This is a genomic window from Rhodococcus sp. KB6, assembly GCF_001445685.1.
Lineage (GTDB): Bacteria > Actinomycetota > Actinomycetes > Mycobacteriales > Mycobacteriaceae > Rhodococcus_F > Rhodococcus_F qingshengii.
In genome coordinates this window covers 335,776-351,691 of sequence record NZ_LNAK01000151.1, presented here as the reverse complement: position 1 = coordinate 351,691, position 15,916 = coordinate 335,776, and the positions used below count along the sequence as shown (strand labels likewise).

The 15,916-nt window shown below is 64.0% G+C and carries 16 protein-coding genes; 5 read left to right on the top strand and 11 right to left on the bottom strand.

The genetic code is table 11. The features are described 5' to 3' along the window. Positions 1–47: 47 nt before the first annotated feature. From ASU23_RS27360 to ASU23_RS27350, 3 genes are read left to right on the top strand one after another with little or no spacing between them, the layout of a single operon-like run. Positions 48–833: an alpha/beta hydrolase gene (locus ASU23_RS27360; protein ID WP_085989948.1), complete on the top strand. Its 786-nt coding sequence runs from the start codon at positions 48–50 to the stop codon at positions 831–833. A gap of 10 nt (positions 834–843) precedes the next feature. Then, positions 844–1,140, top strand: a complete 297-nt coding sequence (locus ASU23_RS27355; protein ID WP_003942322.1) for an MGMT family protein — start codon at positions 844–846, stop codon at positions 1,138–1,140. A 50-nt stretch (positions 1,141–1,190) separates the two neighbouring features. After that, the gene (locus tag ASU23_RS27350; RefSeq protein ID WP_058039128.1) at positions 1,191–2,936 is read left to right on the top strand and encodes an NTP transferase domain-containing protein; all 1,746 of its coding nucleotides are present in this window, start codon (positions 1,191–1,193) and stop codon (positions 2,934–2,936) included. 5 nt (positions 2,937–2,941) lie between these two features. Here the strand turns inward: ASU23_RS27350 and ASU23_RS27345 are convergent, their stop codons facing one another. Together ASU23_RS27345 and ASU23_RS27340 are read right to left on the bottom strand one after the other, a co-directional pair. Further along, the gene (locus ASU23_RS27345) at positions 2,942–3,286 is read right to left on the bottom strand and encodes a hypothetical protein (protein WP_003942308.1); all 345 of its coding nucleotides are present in this window, start codon (positions 3,284–3,286) and stop codon (positions 2,942–2,944) included. Then, positions 3,283–3,861 carry a hypothetical protein gene (locus tag ASU23_RS27340; RefSeq protein WP_042922177.1) on the bottom strand — a complete coding sequence of 193 codons (579 nt, stop codon included), beginning with the start codon at positions 3,859–3,861 and terminating at the stop codon, positions 3,283–3,285. Before ASU23_RS27340 ends, ASU23_RS27345 begins: the two co-directional genes overlap by 4 nt. An 89-nt stretch (positions 3,862–3,950) precedes the next feature. On the opposite strand from ASU23_RS27340, the gene ASU23_RS27335 reads away from it, so the two are divergent. Continuing rightward, positions 3,951–4,718 carry a hypothetical protein gene (locus ASU23_RS27335; RefSeq protein WP_003942311.1) on the top strand — a complete coding sequence of 256 codons (768 nt, stop codon included), beginning with the start codon at positions 3,951–3,953 and terminating at the stop codon, positions 4,716–4,718. Between the two features lie 19 nt (positions 4,719–4,737). Here the strand turns inward: ASU23_RS27335 and ASU23_RS27330 are convergent, their stop codons facing one another. The 7 genes from ASU23_RS27330 to ASU23_RS27300 form a co-directional block, all read right to left on the bottom strand. After that, a complete protein-coding gene (locus ASU23_RS27330) occupies positions 4,738–5,385 on the bottom strand; it encodes a maleylpyruvate isomerase family mycothiol-dependent enzyme (RefSeq protein WP_058039101.1) in 648 nt (215 codons plus the stop codon). Continuing rightward, on the bottom strand, positions 5,330–6,079 hold the full coding sequence (locus ASU23_RS27325) for a sirohydrochlorin chelatase (protein WP_058039100.1): 750 nt from the start codon (positions 6,077–6,079) through the stop codon (positions 5,330–5,332). Before ASU23_RS27325 ends, ASU23_RS27330 begins: the two co-directional genes overlap by 56 nt. Then, positions 6,066–7,226, bottom strand: coding sequence for a uroporphyrinogen-III synthase (locus tag ASU23_RS27320; protein WP_058039099.1), 1,161 nt, complete (start codon positions 7,224–7,226; stop codon positions 6,066–6,068). Before ASU23_RS27320 ends, ASU23_RS27325 begins: the two co-directional genes overlap by 14 nt. Beyond that, entirely contained in the window at positions 7,223–7,636 is a 414-nt protein-coding gene (nirD, locus tag ASU23_RS27315) for a nitrite reductase small subunit NirD (protein ID WP_058039098.1), read from the bottom strand. Before nirD ends, ASU23_RS27320 begins: the two co-directional genes overlap by 4 nt. 90 nt (positions 7,637–7,726) lie before the next feature. Then, entirely contained in the window at positions 7,727–10,228 is a 2,502-nt protein-coding gene (gene nirB, locus ASU23_RS27310) for a nitrite reductase large subunit NirB (RefSeq protein WP_058039097.1), read from the bottom strand. A gap of 49 nt (positions 10,229–10,277) precedes the next feature. Then, positions 10,278–11,678 (bottom strand): nitrate/nitrite transporter, encoded by a 1,401-nt coding sequence (locus ASU23_RS27305; protein WP_085998905.1) that lies wholly within the window; start codon positions 11,676–11,678, stop codon positions 10,278–10,280. A 113-nt stretch (positions 11,679–11,791) separates the two neighbouring features. Next, the gene (locus ASU23_RS27300) at positions 11,792–13,054 is read right to left on the bottom strand and encodes an MFS transporter (RefSeq protein WP_058039096.1); all 1,263 of its coding nucleotides are present in this window, start codon (positions 13,052–13,054) and stop codon (positions 11,792–11,794) included. 93 nt (positions 13,055–13,147) lie between these two features. Here ASU23_RS27300 and ASU23_RS27295 point away from each other — a divergent pair, with 93 nt between their 5' ends. Further along, complete coding sequence (locus ASU23_RS27295; RefSeq protein ID WP_003942319.1) at positions 13,148–13,828, top strand: FadR/GntR family transcriptional regulator; 681 nt, start codon at positions 13,148–13,150, stop codon at positions 13,826–13,828. Here ASU23_RS27295 and ASU23_RS27290 read toward each other — a convergent pair. Beyond that, a complete protein-coding gene (locus ASU23_RS27290; protein WP_007731227.1) occupies positions 13,825–14,679 on the bottom strand; it encodes a TIGR02569 family protein in 855 nt (284 codons plus the stop codon). The two genes, ASU23_RS27295 and ASU23_RS27290, sit on opposite strands and share 4 nt — an antisense overlap. A 45-nt stretch (positions 14,680–14,724) precedes the next feature. Beyond that, positions 14,725–15,915: an adenylyltransferase/sulfurtransferase MoeZ gene (gene moeZ, locus ASU23_RS27285; RefSeq protein WP_058039095.1), complete on the bottom strand. Its 1,191-nt coding sequence runs from the start codon at positions 15,913–15,915 to the stop codon at positions 14,725–14,727. Between the last annotated feature and the right edge of the window lies 1 nt (position 15,916).

Sequence of the window (15,916 nt, the reverse complement as noted above, 5' to 3'; positions counted from 1 at the left end):
TCCACCAGAGCGCACCGACAACTCACACATCGCCTGCATCCGGCATGATTGACCTCGTGTCTGCACTCCATACGTATCTCTACGGACCCGTCGGGGCACCGGAGATCCTTTCGCTGCACGGTCTGACCGGTCACGGCCGACGTTGGCAGTCGATGGCCGAGAACCAACTGCCCGAAGCGCGCTGGATCTCGCCGGATCTACGTGGTCACGGGCGTTCCACCTGGGCTCCTCCGTGGAACATCGAATCCCACGTGGCGAGCCTGCTGGAGACGCTCGACGAACATGCCACCGGACCGGTGGTGATCGTCGCGCATTCTTTCGGCGGAATGCTGGCGCTGCACCTCGCGGCCACCGCACCGGAACGCATTCGTGGGCTCGTCCTGCTCGACCCGGCGATCGGGTTGGATCCGACTTTCATGCAGGAAGTGGCCGAACTCACAATCGGCTCACCGGATTACACCGATGCGGCAGAGGCCTACTCCGAGAAGATTCACGGCTCGTGGGGTGAGGTTCCCACCCAGGACCTCGACGTCGAGATGGCTGAACACCTGATCGAACTGGGCAACGGACGCGTCAACTGGCGCCTGTCCACGCCCGCGATCGTGACCGGGTGGGGCGAACTCGCTCGCCCGATCGTGCTGCCCCCGTCGTCGATGCCAACCGTGCTGGTTCAGGCGATGAAGGTCCAACCGCCGTACGTCACCGACGAGTTCCGGGCAGCGCTCACCGAGCACCTCGGTGAAAATCTGACCGGTGTCGAATTCGACTGTGACCACATGGTCCCGCACGTGCGGGCCGACGAAGTCGCCGCCCTCGTTCGCAGCATGCTCTGAAGGAACCGACATGGCAGCCACCACCGAAGAGCAGATCGAAGAGGTACGGCGCCTCATCGCGTCGATTCCGGCCGGTTTCGTGGCGACGTACGGCGATATCGCTGATGCTGCAGGACTTTCCAGTGCTCGCACGGTCGGTTGGATCATGCGAACGGACTCTGCCGACCTGCCGTGGCATCGGGTTCTCGGCGCCTCCGGCAAACCGTCGGCGCACCTGGCTCATCGTCAGATCGCCAAGCTCGAACTCGAAGGCGTGCCGATCAAGGACGGTCGGATCGACCTGAAGAAAGCTCGGTATCACTTCTGATTCACGTGTCACCGGTCGTCGTGACGCGGGCGATGGGGCAGCATGGAGGTATGACCGTCACGCCGCCGACCGCCGCCCTCATTCTGGCGGGTGGTCGCGGGACCCGAATGGGTGGTGTCGACAAACCCGGCCTGCTCGTTCACGGCCGCAGGCTCCTCGACATCGCGCTTTCAGCGACGGCGCATCTGGACGCCGTCGTCGTGGTCGGTCCACATCGCCCTGAACTTGATCCTGGCATCACTCAAACTCAGGAAACTCCGGCCGGAGCCGGCCCTGTCGAGGCGATCTGGGCCGGATTGTCTGCGACCCGGTTACCCGACGACGCCGTGGTGGTGGTCCTGGCGTCCGATCTGCCGCACATCGAGGCCGTATCAGTCGACGCTTTGATAGCTGCCACGTCGACGGACAGTCCGGTGACGTGTGCCGTGGACGAGAACAACCGAACCCAATTCCTGCTCTCCGCGTGGACATTTCGCGAGCTCCGGCAACGCCTGTCCACATTGCGGGAGAGTTCGGGGTTGGAGAATCAACCTATGAAAGCGATTGTCACCGAACCGTTCTCGACGCTGCGTGTCACTGGCACCACTGACTGCGACACACCGGCGGACATCGACCGCGCGCGAAACCATCCGCGCCTGACGATCGAGCAAGCCCGCGCCGCCGTCAGGAACTCACTGACAGCATTGTCACCACACCGGGCCGCCCTCGCCGACAGTCTCGGAGCAACGCTCGCGCAGCCTCTCGTCGCCCTGGGTGATCTTCCTCGATCCGATGTCTCGGCGATGGACGGGTACGCCGTCTCCGGCGAGGGTCCCTGGCGAATCCGCACCGAGATCCGTATCGCGGGCGCCGACGGGCAACTCGAACTCGGTGAAGGCGAAGCGATTCGCATTGCCACGGGAGCACACCTGCCCCTCGGCGCCACCTCGGTGATTCGTGACGAGTATCTGTCCGTCGACGAGCCATCTCGGATGGTACGGAGACTGCCGGATGCGCCGCACCGCAACGACGCTCGACCACGAGGGGAAGATTGGACCACCGGATTCACGATCGCCCCGACTGGTACCGCGGTGACTCCGGCGGTGGTCTCCGCAGCTGCCAGCGGTGAAGTGTTCGACGCCCTCGTCCGTGGTCCGGTACGGGCACGCGTGATAGTCACCGGCGACGAGATCCGGCGGACCGGTCCACTGCGTGAAGGTCAGACCCGCGACTCCGTCGGTGGGATTCTCCCCTACCTACTGGAAAGCAACGGCGTACGGTGCGTGGCGGATTCGCACCTGAGGGACACGGCCGACAGTTTCGAGCGTGTACTGGCGGATGCGACTGAACAGGACCTGCTTGTTGTCATTGGTGCCACGGGCGGCGGCGCTGCCGACGAAATGCGCAGTGCGCTCGATCGACTCGGCGCTCGCACGATTGTCGGGCGAGTCGCCTCGCGCCCGGGCGGATCTCAGATAACGGCTGTCCTGCCCAGTGGTCGGGTGGTTCTCGGCCTCCCCGGCAACCCGTACGCCGCAGTGACCACCCTGTTGACGATGCTGCCCACCGTCGTGGCCGCCTTGACGGGAAGCGACACACCACCGCGACTGCTCGGCATCATCGAGAACGCCGCTGCGGTGACTTCCGATGCGGTACGCCTACTGCCGGTCACACAATCCGCCGACGGTCGCTGGCGCGCCGAACCGTCTGTACGTACCGCACACCTGGCGGGGTTGATCGGGCGCTCCGCGTTTGCACTCGTTCCGCCACACGCGGAAGACGATGCCGTCGCCGAAGTGGTTGTCCTCCCACGCTGATCGGGTCAGTCGTTTGGGCGCCTACGCCGGTTGACCCCGACCACGCCGACCACTGTCGCAAGCACCAGCGAATACACGCCCCACAGCACCAAGAACGGCAGCAGCCACCCGGCATCAACGGTCTGACCGCGCGGTCCGACGCAGTACAGCGTGAAATTGGTGGACGTACCGTCGCCGTCGGAAAAGGTATCCGAGACGACCATCGCGCTCGATGTGGGAGCTTCACAGAAAATCGGCGCCAAATGAGCGACCTGTCCTGGCCAGATCACCGAAGACAGTAGTGCAGCAAAGATTCCCACGACCACGATCACCACTACGGAGATCAGCAACGGAGCGATACGGCGGCTCACAGCGGGTGCACCAGGAAGGGAGTTCCGTCAGGCTCGAAGACCACCAGCGCCCGCGAGCGTGGAGATTCCACCATCACGGATGCGCGAATCGCCTCGGTGCGACTGACCGAGATCCCGGTGACTTCGCCGTCGTCGACACCGCTGTTCTCCAGCGCGTCGTCGACCAACTTCTCGAGGTTCGTCAATGCCGGCACTTGATCCAGCGTGAACGATCGTGCATCGAGATCGTCGGTGACACTGACTTGCACGGGGCTCGGCTCGCCGAGAATGACTCCGTCGAAAGAGAATCTGTCGAGCTGGGTCGGCTTCCCGGGGTCTCGAACGGTGACTCCGAGCGTCTCGATCGGGCTGATGTCGATGCTGGTCACCGATACCGCGTCGACGCCGTATCTATGTGCGAGGCTGTCGAACCCGCCTCGCACCAACTCCGACGTCATCCCACCGCCACGTTCGCGCATCTGATTGTCGAAATCCATCCGATCGACGGCACCGATACATCCGCTCAGACTCGTGGCCGCCAAAGCGATGGCTACCGTCCACAGCGCCGACCGCACCTGCGAGGACGCGAATTTCATGAGCGGAGCGTACCGCGAGTGTCCGGTTCCATCCCGGTGGACTGCGCGTCGCACGAATTACTGTCGGCGACTCGTGGGATCATCGCGCCATGAATCGTGTCGACGAAGGATTCGAACCGCCGGACGCATTGGTCGAGTGGTGCCGCTCCCGCACCTTTCCACTGCACGTCCTCGACGACGAAGCCACCGTCGACCTGGATTGGTGGAACGCCCACCTGAAGGACGCCGGCCACACCATCAGCCTGCGCGGGCGTGATCTCGACGGCAAAGTGATCACCGAAGGCCGAGCCATCGTTCAACGCAACGACCTTCGCCCGTCGAGCGATCTCGTTGTCGCCCAGCACGACGGCCTCGGACTACTGTTTCTCTGCGCGGCCTGGCAGGGCTCGCACGAGAGCCGACGGTTCACACGGCGGTTCCCCAACGTCTTCAATCCCCATCACCGCGAGGACGAGGATCCGCTGACCCAGATCACAGCCATTCTCGATCACTGCTCGAAAAACAAGTCGATGCCCGTCGTCCGGCGCGACACCTGGTCCGGGTGGCCACTCACCCCCGGTGTCGGGGTATCGCTGATGGCCGCTTTCATGTGGGCAGTGGGCGTACAGGACGAAGGCCGACGCGCTCAGATGATCGACCAGTACGGAGTCTCGACGCTCATCCACGAGGGCTGGCTCGAGGATCCTTCCGTCACCGGCTTCACGACGCGTCGCTACCGCCGGTACTGCGAACTTCTCGACAGCTGGGCCTATGCCGCCGGCACCCAACCCGAGATCGTCGAGATGTGGTTGGTGAAAAGGTGGAGTGCGCGGTTGGCCCAAGCACGCAACGACGTGAGCGCCCCCACCCTGTTCTAACTCTCAGAACGGCTGCATCTCAGAACGGCCAGGCAGGGAGAGTCGGCAGCCCCACCCTCGTCGGCCTCCCGACCAACCAGGCCAAGGTCTCCGCGTCGGACAGTGACGGCACTCGTACACCCGGGACCGCCGTCTCGAGTGCGCCCAACTGACTGGCGAGAGTGAATTCCACGAACTCGGCAGGCCAGTCGTGGCAGGTGTAACCGATGTCGAGGTCCATCAGGTGAATCTCGATCTCGTTCCAGCGCAGGATCGGTAGATCGAATGCCGTCACAGGTTTGCGCCACGGCACCGGTGTGTCCAGTCGATCTGTCGGGATCTCGCACAACGCGTCGACCAGCCTCGTTCCCGAGAAGCGGTAGTCGAGGGCCAACAATTCAGCCGGGCGATCTGCGCCCTCTTCGATTGCAGCATTGCGCGCATCCGGCCCCCCTGGATACATCTCCCCCGATTCGCCGCCCTGCACGCCGGCAACAAATCTGCCCAGCGCGTCGGCGTTGCGCGACATGTGCGTCACGACGTGTCCCCGACTCCACCCGGGGAGCCCGGAGGGCTCCCGCGCCTGCTCTTCGGTCAGACCGCCGATGAGAGCCTGTGCCTTGACGTCGGATTCACGAACTGCTGCGACCAGGTCGGCATACGTCGGCGTTACGGAGTGAGACGTCATGCAGCGATACTAGTTCCCTTCGCGCACTCTCATACCGATTCACGACAAGGTCCACCACTCCCGGATCGACGCCGAGCGGTTCGGTCACACCATCGGCTCCTGCAGCGTGCAACCTTTCGTGGAACAGCCCGTGCGCGAGGAGGTACGAGGCGACAAAAACTCGCTTCGCGCCGCGAACGCGTGCTGCTGCAACAACATCGGCTACCTTCGGCTCCCCGGTCGCGATGTACCCGATGTCGACACGAGTCCCCGCCGCTTCGGCAAGCATCAGCGCAGCACGCTCGACGTCTCGCAGCGCCCGCGCATCGGACGACCCGGCGGCAGCAAGCACTGTCGCGTCACCCGGATTCCACCCCGCTTCGGTCAAGCGCCGAAGCAGCACGCGTGCAAGCGCCGGATCGGGTCCGAGTGCGGGCGTCACACTCACAGCCGAGTGCTCACTGAGCGTCACTTCGCGTCGAACATCGGTGTGAACGTGGTAGCCGGACGCCAGGAACGCCGGTACGAGAATCGCTCGCCCCGGAGTGTCCCGGAGGACTTCCGAAGGTGACGGACCGAGCACATCGACAAAGGCAACGCGCGTGCGTCCGACGCGCGTGCCGACGGCGTCGGCCAGTGCGGCAACCATTTCCACGCCAGGTGCACTACGCGTGCCATGAGCTACCAGGACGAGGACATCGTCATCGCGTTGCATAGTCACCTGGATTCTGTACGTAGTCGCCGGGGTCGAGGGCAAGTCGATAGCCCCGCTTGACCACCGTCTGAACGGCTTTGGGCGCGCCGAGGCACGCGCGCAATCGGGCGACGGCGGTCTCGACGGCGTGGGTGTCGCCGCCGCCGCCGGGAAGAGAAGCCAGCAGTTCGTCGCGGGAGACGACTCGACCGGGACTCGCACCGAGAGTGCGGATCAACGACATCGCAGCCGGCGGCAATTGCTTCACTTCACCGTCCACGACTACGCAACCGCCGCGAATGCTGATTTCGTGTTCGCCGGCTTGAATCTTGTTGGCTCGCTGCGGGAGTTCGTCGACGATGTGTCTCGCGAGCGCGCCCAGACGTGCCCGCGCCGGGGCTGTGGTCGGTACATTCAAGGCTTCGAGCGGCGCCGAGGTGACCGGGCCGACGCACATGGCCGCCACCGGACCCCGCATCGCGTCGAGAATGTCGGCGAGATCCCCGGTCTTGTCGGCGCGCATCAACATCGAGGCTACGGCCGGTGCACTGGTGAAGCTGACGGCGTCGATTCCGGTTGACGCTATGGCGTCGATCATCCGGTCGAGCAGCGTCGGATCCTCCGGCGGTTCCCATCGATAGACGGGCACCGCGATGACCTCGGCGCCGGCCTCGCGCAACACCTGACAGAAGTCGGGCATCGGCTCCCACTCGGTGGTCGCACCATGCAGTTGTACAGCGATCCGCTTTCCCGAGACACCTTCTGCCAGAAGATGTTCGAGCACCTCGGCGGAAGACTCGGATGCCGGTGACCATTCCTCACGAAGGTCGGCCGCGCGGATTGCTCCCTTGGCCTTCGGTCCTCGCGCGAGTAGACGAGCCGAACCGAGCGCAGAACCGAGACTTTCGGCTTCGCCCCACCCGTCGGCTGCTTCCAGCCAACCCCGGAATCCGATCCCGGTGGTGGCGACAACCACCTCGGGAGGATCCGAGATGATCTGCTGTGTCACCCTTTCGAGCTCACGGTCGTCGGCCAACGGAATGATTCGAATCGCCGGAGCGTGAACGACATCCGCTCCCCGACGAGTCAGCAAGGTCGCGAACTCCTCGGCGCGGCGCGAAGCAGTGATACCTACCGTGAATCCAGCCAACGGCATGTCGTCACTCACGAGACTGCATCGGCGACAGTCGAGCGAACACCCTGCATCTGCAAGCTGTGTACCTGAACGACTCCAGCCCACACGCGAACGCCGTACACCGGCAGCGCAACCGACGAGTCGTCCAGCGCCCGGCCGTCGACCAGCGAGAACGCCTGCTTGAGCAGTGGCGAGACCACGATTGGTTCACTGTCCCGGTCGCCGACGAGTCCGCGAGACATCACCGCGGCGCGGCCGTACGGATCGAAGTTGCTGACAGCCCGGAGTGTGCCGTCCTCGAGTAGGAACAGTGCCACCTGCTCGCCGCCGCGAAGAAGCACGGCAACTCCGCGTCCAGGGATCAGATGGCTCAGCGGGCAGGCCGACGTCCATTCGAGTCGATCCGAATCCAGCTTGGCGATCTGCGCATCGATGACACTCATCGAAGTCCTCCTGTCGATCCGGCGACAACGTCGCGCGGGTTCTTGTCTACGTTTCTACGGATCCCGTGTTTCCCACGGGTTACGCGACTATTACCGGCGCGTGGGGATGCTCGGCATGCCCATCAGGACCGGAACCTTGCGCACTCCGGTCTCGTCGAACACAACCGTCGGGTCGGCTTCTTCCGGTGCGTTGACGAACGAGACGAACCTCGACAATTTCTCCGGATCACCCAGCACACCGGCCCATTCGTCCTGGTAACCCTCGACGTGCTTGGCCATCAGTGCCTCGAGTTCCTCGCCGATACCCAGGCTGTCTTCACAAATCACGGCCTTGAGGTGATCGAGTCCGCCTTCGAGTGATTCGACCCACGGCGCCGTGCGCTGGAGGCGATCGGCAGTACGGATGTAGAACATGAGGTAGCGGTCGATGTACTTGACCAAGGTCGCGTCGTCGAGGCCTCCGGCAAGCAACTGAGCGTGTTTGGGCGACTGTCCGCCGTTACCGCCCACATACAGATTCCAACCGTTCTCCGTCGCGATGACGCCGACGTCCTTGCCTCGCGCTTCGGCACATTCACGGGCGCAACCCGAGACGCCGAACTTGATCTTGTGCGGCGAACGCAGACCGCGGTAGCGATTCTCGAGGTCGACGGCCATACCCACCGAATCCTGGACACCGTAGCGGCACCAACTCGAACCGACGCAACTCTTGACCGTCCGGAGGGACTTGCCGTACGCCTGACCCGATTCCATCCCGGCGTCGACGAGGCGCTTCCAGATCGCGGGCAACTGTTCGACGCGGGCACCGAACAAGTCGATGCGCTGACCGCCGGTCACCTTCGTGTACAAGCCGAAGTCTCGCGCCACTTCTCCGATGACGATGAGTTGCTCACCCGTGACCTCGCCGCCCGGCATCCGAGGTACCACGGAGTACGTACCGTTCTTCTGGATGTTCGCGAGGAAGTGATCGTTGGTGTCCTGCAACGACGCCTGCTGGCGGTGCAGGATGTGATCGGAGTCCGTCGAGGCCAGAATCGAAGCGACTACGGGCTTGCAGATGTCGCAACCGGCGCCCTTGCCGTACTTGGCGATCAGCGCCGAGAAGGTTCTGGTCTGCGTCGACTGGACGATCTGGAACAACTCGGCCCGCGACTGCGCGAAATGTTCGCACAGTGCCTTCGACATCACGACGCCGGAATCGGCCAGCAGCTGCTTCACGGTGGGAAGGCAACCGCCACAAGTGGTTCCGGCGCTGGTGCACGCCTTCACCGAAGCGATGTCGCATGCGCCGGCTGCGATTGCACCGCAGATGGCTCCCTTCGTCACGGCGTTGCACGAGCACACCTCGGCGTCGTCGGGCAGCGAGCCTGCACCCGGCTTCTCCCCCGCAGGCGAGATCAATGTCGCCGGGTCACCGGGTAGTTCGCGACCGACCAGCGGGCGCAGCGACGCGTAGGCCGATGCGTCACCGACAAGAATGCCGCCGAGCAGGGTCTTCGCGTCGTCGGAGACCACGAGCTTTGCGTACGTCCCCTTGGACGCGTCGCTGAGGACGACTTCGAGGGCGCCCGGTGAGGTCGCCATCGCGTCACCGAAACTGGCGACGTCGACGCCCATGAGCTTGAGCTTGGTGGACATGTCCGCGCCCGGGAAATCCGCGGCGCCGCCGAGCAGACGATCGGCCACGATCTCGGCCGTCGTGTAACCGGGAGCGACCAGACCGTAGCAACGGCCTTCCACCGCAGCACATTCGCCGACTGCGTAGACGTTCTCGTCCGAAGTCACGCAGCCGAGGTCGGTCAGGATGCCACCGCGCTCCCCCACTGCGATCCCGGCGTCGCGGGCCAGCTGATCACGCGGACGTACTCCGGCGGAGAAGACGAGCAGCGCGGCGTCGATGGTGGAGCCGTCGGAGAGTTCGACCACGATTCCGTTGTCGGCCTGCGAAATTCCCGCCGTCCCGACACCGGTGTGGACAGTGAGCCCGAGTTCGGTGACGAGGCGAGCGAGCAGTGCGCCGCCACCCTCGTCGACCTGCATCGGCATCAATCGCGCATTGTGCTCGACGACGTGTGCCGTCATCCCCATGAGCGAGAGAGCATTTGCGGCCTCGAGTCCGAGAAGACCGCCGCCCACCACGACGCCGACAGCGCCAGGACCAGCCTTCTCGGCGGCGGCCCGGATACCGTCGAGGTCGTCGAGGGTGCGGTAGACAAAACATCCGTCGCCGTCGTGCCCCGGCACGGGAGGCACGAACGGATACGAACCGGTCGCCATCACCAGAGCGTCGTAGGAGATCGTCTCGCCGGTTGTCGTCGTGACCGTGCGTGCATCTTTGTCGATCGAGAGCGCGCCTTCCCCCACTCGGAGATCGACCAGGCCGTCACCGACGTAATCGTTGCCGGCCAGTGCCAATTCCTTGGGGTCCCACGCTCCGACGTACGAGGACAGCCCGACTCGGTCGTACGCTGCGTACTGCTCGTCGCAGAGTACGGTCACCGACCAGTTGTTCGCTTCGTCGCGCGAACGCAGTGCCTCGACGAATCGGTGTCCGACCATTCCGTGTCCGATGACAACAACCGACTTGCTCATGACGCCTACTTCCTGAGGTACGAGATAGTTCTGAGATTCTGCGGACCGCTCACGCCGTGACTGCGACCTTCGCCTCGTCGACGTCTGTGGTCAGCGTCGACGGCTTGCGCAGGAAGACGAACCAGGTGACTGCGATGCAGGCGATGTAGAAGGCCAGGAACACCCAGAAGGCCATGGTCGCCGACTTCGCGGGGCTGCTGTACGACGCGCGCAGCACCAGGTTGATGCCGACGCCGCCCAAACCGCCTACCGCACCGGCAAATCCGATGAGAGCGCCGGAGATACTGCGCGACCACGTCGCCTTCTCGCTTCGATCCATGTGGTCGAAGCTCTGAGCCTTCGCCTCGAAGATCGCCGGGATCATCTTGTAAACGGATCCGTTTCCGATGCCGGAGAGCAGGAACAGAGCGATGAATCCGAGAACGAATGTCACCATGATTCCGGCGCTGGCGACGCCGGCGGTGTTGTCGTCCATCGTTCCGGCCGTCACGAGTATCGATGCCGCGAATGCCATGGCGACAAACGTCCACATGGTGATCTTGCCGCCGCCGATCCGGTCGGCCAGTTTGCCGCCGAGGGGGCGAGCGATCGAACCGAGGAGAGGGCCGATGAAGGCGATCTGTGCTGCATGCAGCGCGGCCGCGGCCGGAGTGGCACCGCCGGCGAGGAAGTTGATCTGCAGAACCTGACCGAAGGCGAAGCTGAATCCGATGAAGGAACCGAACGTACCGATGTACAGGAAGCTGATCACCCACGACTCGGAGAACCTGAGTGCCTTGGCCATGGAGCGCAGGTCCGACTTCTGGTTGCCCAGGTTGTCCATGAACAGCGCGGCACCGACGGCGGCGGCCGCAATGAACACGAGATAGACGGCGCAGACGATCCACGGAGCGCGGTTACCGACGGTGGCGATCACCAGCAGACCGATCAGCTGAATCATCGGCACACCGATGTTGCCGCCGCCGGCATTGAGACCGAGCGCCCACCCCTTGAGGCGTTGCGGGTAGAAGGCATTGATGTTGGTCATCGACGACGCGAAGTTGCCGCCGCCGATACCTGCAGTGGCCGCTACCAACATGAACGTGGTGTACGACGCACCCGGGTTCATCATCAGGTAGAGCGTGAGAAGTGTTGGCACGAAGAGGAACAGCGCACTCATGACGGTCCAGTTACGACCGCCGAACCGTGCGGTGGCAACCGTGTAGGGAATACGGAGGACCGACCCGACAAGTGTGGGCACTGCGACGAGGAAGAACTTTCCGGCCGCGTCGATGCCGTAGATATCCGTCGGCATGAACAACACCATCACGGACCAGATCGACCAGATCGAGAAGCCGACGTGTTCGGCTACCACTGACCAGATCAGGTTCCGCTTCGCGATGTCCTTGCCGCCGGATTCCCAGGCGTCGACGTCCTCTGCATCCCAATGCTCGATGTAATGACTCACCAGGGCCTCCTGAATATGTTGGAGACCCAAAGGTAGAAAACGGTTATTGCGCCGGTGCTGCGTGCGATGACCGCGAAGTCAATTGATCCTCACCCGGTAACAAGACCGGGTGTGAGCTAGTTTTTCGCAGGTGCGTGCCAGGAATCCTCGAGCATCCGAGGCTTGCATGCCTGGTAGGCGCCCATGAGCACCACGATCACCGCGACGACGAGCAGGCCGAACGGCGCAGCGTATCCACCGGACACGTCGTGAAAAACGCCGAACAGGAGCGGACCGAGGCAGGCAACGGAGTAGCCGATCCCCTGGGTGAAGCCGGACAGTGCCGAGGAACCGATGTGCGAACGAGTACGCAGGTTGATCAGTGTGAGCGACATCGGGAACGTGCTCGGACCGAGGCCCAGGACGACAACCCACACGACCGGCGCCGCCATCGGGGCAAAGTACAGCCCGCCCATGCCGACCAGGTAGCAGACGGCACACGCGATCACGACAGGGAAGGGATTGGCCATGCGGGCGCACAGCGTCGGTGCACCGAACGCTGCGACGAGCCCGATCACCGAGAACATTCCGACCATCGTTCCGCCGAAGGCATCACTGGCTCCGGCGTCACGAAGGATCGACGGAATCCACGTGAACATCGAATACGTGATCAGTGAGGTCATGCCGAACATGCCGGCCATCCCCCAGGCCACGGGAGAACGCCAGACCTGACCGCGTGGCTGTTCTGCCACTGCCGCAACCGAATCCGATGCATTCTCGACGGACCTGGCTTCGTTCGCGCGAGCCTTGCGCGAGCGAGCGAGGGTGATCAACCACGGCACGGCTGCGGCGAAGCCGAAGGCGGACCACCAGCCGATCGAGAACCGCCACCCGAAGGCGTCGGCGACCGGGACTGCGACAAACGCCGGAACGATGGTGCCGATCTGCACGGCCACGATGTAGACCGAACTCATGGTGGCGAGGCGATCCGAGAAGTACCGCTTGACCAACGGCGGGATCACGACATTGCCGATTCCCATGCCTGCCAGTGCCAGAGCCGAGAGGGCCAGCAACGACCATGTCTGAGACATCATGGCGCGCAACAACATTCCGACGCCGGCCATGAGCATCGCAACGAGGGCCGTTCGCTCGAGCCCGATACGTTTCGCGATGGCGGGAGTGATGAGACCGAAGACGGCGAACATTGCGGTCGGAACCATGCCGAAGACACCGACGATCGAGGCGGAGAAGCCGATCTCGTCGCGAATCTCGGCCGCCAAGGGCGAGAACGAGGTCACCGCAAGTCGAAGTACTAGCGCAGACATCGCAATCGCAGCGAAGACGAGCACACGGCCTTGTACCAACGAGCGGGTTTCGGTTCTCTCCAGTTGAGCAGTCACCGGGAAATCATAGGATGACCGGACGAACTCGCACAAGCGCGGTAATCTAACGTCACATTCACACCACTTACCCGGACCCGAGGAAACAACCACGTGCAACCCGTTCGACGCGCAAGTCTCATCTCGCAGGTCACCGAACAACTCCGCAACGAGATCCGGAGCGGAACCTGGCCGATCGGTTCCAAAATCCCCACCGAACCGGAACTGTCGGAGCTGACCGGGACCGGTCGCAATACCGTGCGCGAGGCGGTCCAGGCGCTCGTACACGCCGGAATGCTGGAACGTCGTCAAGGATCTGGCACCTACGTCGTTGCCGTCTCCGACCTCGGTGGCACTCTCGGCAACTACTTTGCCGGTGCCCACCAGCGGGATGTACTCGAACTTCGGCGCGCACTCGACATCACTGCAGCCACCCTCGCCGCCGCACGGCGAACCGAAGACGACATCGCCGAACTGACGCGGCTACTCGAGCTTCGCACCGCGTCATGGGAGGGTCAGGACGTCGACGCTGCCACCACCGCCGACGTCGCCCTGCACCGAGCAATCGTCGCGGCCAGCCACAACGAGGTCTACCTGGAGTTCTACGACTCCCTGCTCCCGGTCATCGAGACCACGATCCAACAGCACATCGATGCAACCGGCGAAGGATTCCACTCGCAGCACGCGAACCTCGTCAACGCTGTCGTCGACGGGAACACCGTGGCCGCCTCGAACGCCGCACGCGAGCTGTTCGAGGGCCTGGTCTCGGACTTCGGTACCGGCGCCCCGATCTAGAGCAGCAAGCGCACGATGTCGGACGTACGGGCCAACCCCGGGAACGCGTCCGCCGTCGAGCGAGGATGCAGAACATGAACCGCCAAGCGGAACATCACCGCACGTAGAAGCATCTGCGGCCACTCGGGGAGATCTTCCCACCGGCCGACCAGTGCCTCGTCGGCACCGCCCCACGAGATCGCGTCGACCACAGCGACGGCGGCGGCCCACGCAGCCGGCCGCCAATACGGCGTGATGTCGGTGATTCCGGGCGCCATACTGCCCGAGAACAGCACTGTCCCGAACAGATCGCCGTGCACGAGCTGGTCCGGGCTCTGCACCGGCTTACGCAAAGTAGCGAGCCCGGCGATCAGTTCCAGACTCTTGCGACCGTCAGGAGTGGGCGTCTCGAGTTGCTCGACGCCCTTCGCGATCCTCAGCGGAACCGTTTCCCATGCCGCGCGATCAGCGGCGACGAATACGTCGACCTCGGCCCACGGCGGCACGGGCGGTTGCGCAAGGAAGCGCGGGCGCTCGAGCGAGGCCGTCGCCGCATGCAGTCGGCAGGACATCGAGACCACTTCGTCGTGACGTGGTTCCGGCGATCCGACGATGAAGGTGTCGGCACGCCAGCCCGAGACGACGTAACGACCGTCGGTCGAACGCACCGGTCGAGCCAGCCGAACGCCGTCGACTTCGAGGTTCTCTCGCACCTTCGCCGACCACGCTGCGCGGGCATGATCCGCGACTGCTGAAAGGACGACGTCTCCACACAGCCACCCGCCGTCCCAATCCGCACCGAGTGGGATGGGATCGACTTCACGGAGGCCGAAGGTGGAGCACACGTGCTGGGGAGGTTGGCCTGTGCTCACACCCCAACGCTACCGGTGCGCGGCGCCGCCTCCCGCGAGGCGCGCCTAGTAGACCGGCAGACTCGCATCCACCTGGTTCGCCCAGGCGATCGCGCCGCCTTGAACGTGGACCGCGTCGGAGAAACCGGCGTTCTTGAGAAATGCCAATGCCTCGGCGGAACGAATGCCGGTTTTGCAGTACAGCACTATCTGCTTGTTCTGCGGCAACGTCGCCAGAGCTTCACCGGACAGGATGCGGTCCTTCGGGATCAGCACGGCCCCCGGCAGATGCATGATGTCCCATTCAACCGGTTCTCGTACGTCGACCAGCTCGATCGACCGTCCCTCACCGATCATGGCCTCCAGTTCGGGCGCCGTGATCGTCGAACCGACAGCAGCGGCACTCGCCTCTTCGGACACGACACCGCAGAACGCGTCGTAGTCGTCGATCAAGGCGGTGACCGGCACGCGGGTCGGATCACGCTGAAGGCGGATCGTCCGGAACGTCATCGCAAGTGCGTCGTAGATCATCAGGCGTCCGAGAAGCGGTTCGCCGATCCCCGTGATGAGCTTGACCGCCTCGGTCGCCATGATCGAACCGACGGTCGCGGGCAGGACTCCGAGCACACCACCCTCGGCGCACGAGGGGACCATGCCTGGCGGCGGCGCCTCCGGGTAAAGATCGCGATAGTTCAGTCCCGCGCCGTCCGGGGCGTCTTCCCAGAAGACCGAGACCTGCCCTTCGAAGCGGTAGATCGAGCCCCACACGTACGGCTTTCCCGCGATGACGGCAGCATCGTTGACGAGGTACCGCGTCGCGAAGTTGTCCGTACCGTCCAGGATCAGGTCGTACTCGGAGAACAGTTCGACCGCGTTGGAGTTGTCCAGGCGGAACTCGTGCAACCGGACGTCGACGTGATCGTTGATTTCGAGAATCGACTCCTTCGCGCTGAGCGCCTTCGGGCGTCCGACGTCGGAGCGTCCGTGAATCACCTGACGCTGCAGGTTCGACATGTCGACCTCGTCGAACTCGACGATCCCGATGGTGCCCACTCCTGCGGCCGCGAGGTAGAGCAGTGCCGGTGAACCCAATCCACCGGCGCCGATGAACAGGACTCGTGCATTCTTGAGCCGCTTCTGACCGGTCATGCCTATGTTCGGGATGATCAGGTGCCGGCTGTATCGGGCAACTTCCTCCCGGCTCAACTCGGCTGCCGGCTCCACCAGTGGTGGCAATACGACGGGTGTTGCAGACACC

Excerpts from the sequence above, each read along its gene's own strand:
- ASU23_RS27355 (WP_003942322.1), top strand. The coding sequence starts at position 844 with ATGGCAGCCACCACCGAAGAGCAGATCGAAGAGGTACGGCGCCTCATC.
- ASU23_RS27350 (WP_058039128.1), top strand. The coding sequence starts at position 1,191 with ATGACCGTCACGCCGCCGACCGCCGCCCTCATTCTGGCGGGTGGTCGC.
- ASU23_RS27340 (WP_042922177.1), bottom strand. The coding sequence starts at position 3,861 with ATGAAATTCGCGTCCTCGCAGGTGCGGTCGGCGCTGTGGACGGTAGCC.
- ASU23_RS27335 (WP_003942311.1), top strand. The coding sequence starts at position 3,951 with ATGAATCGTGTCGACGAAGGATTCGAACCGCCGGACGCATTGGTCGAG.
- ASU23_RS27330 (WP_058039101.1), bottom strand. The coding sequence starts at position 5,385 with ATGACGTCTCACTCCGTAACGCCGACGTATGCCGACCTGGTCGCAGCA.
- ASU23_RS27325 (WP_058039100.1), bottom strand. The coding sequence starts at position 6,079 with ATGCAACGCGATGACGATGTCCTCGTCCTGGTAGCTCATGGCACGCGT.
- nirD (WP_058039098.1), bottom strand. The coding sequence starts at position 7,636 with ATGAGTGTCATCGATGCGCAGATCGCCAAGCTGGATTCGGATCGACTC.
- nirB (WP_058039097.1), bottom strand. The coding sequence starts at position 10,228 with ATGAGCAAGTCGGTTGTTGTCATCGGACACGGAATGGTCGGACACCGA.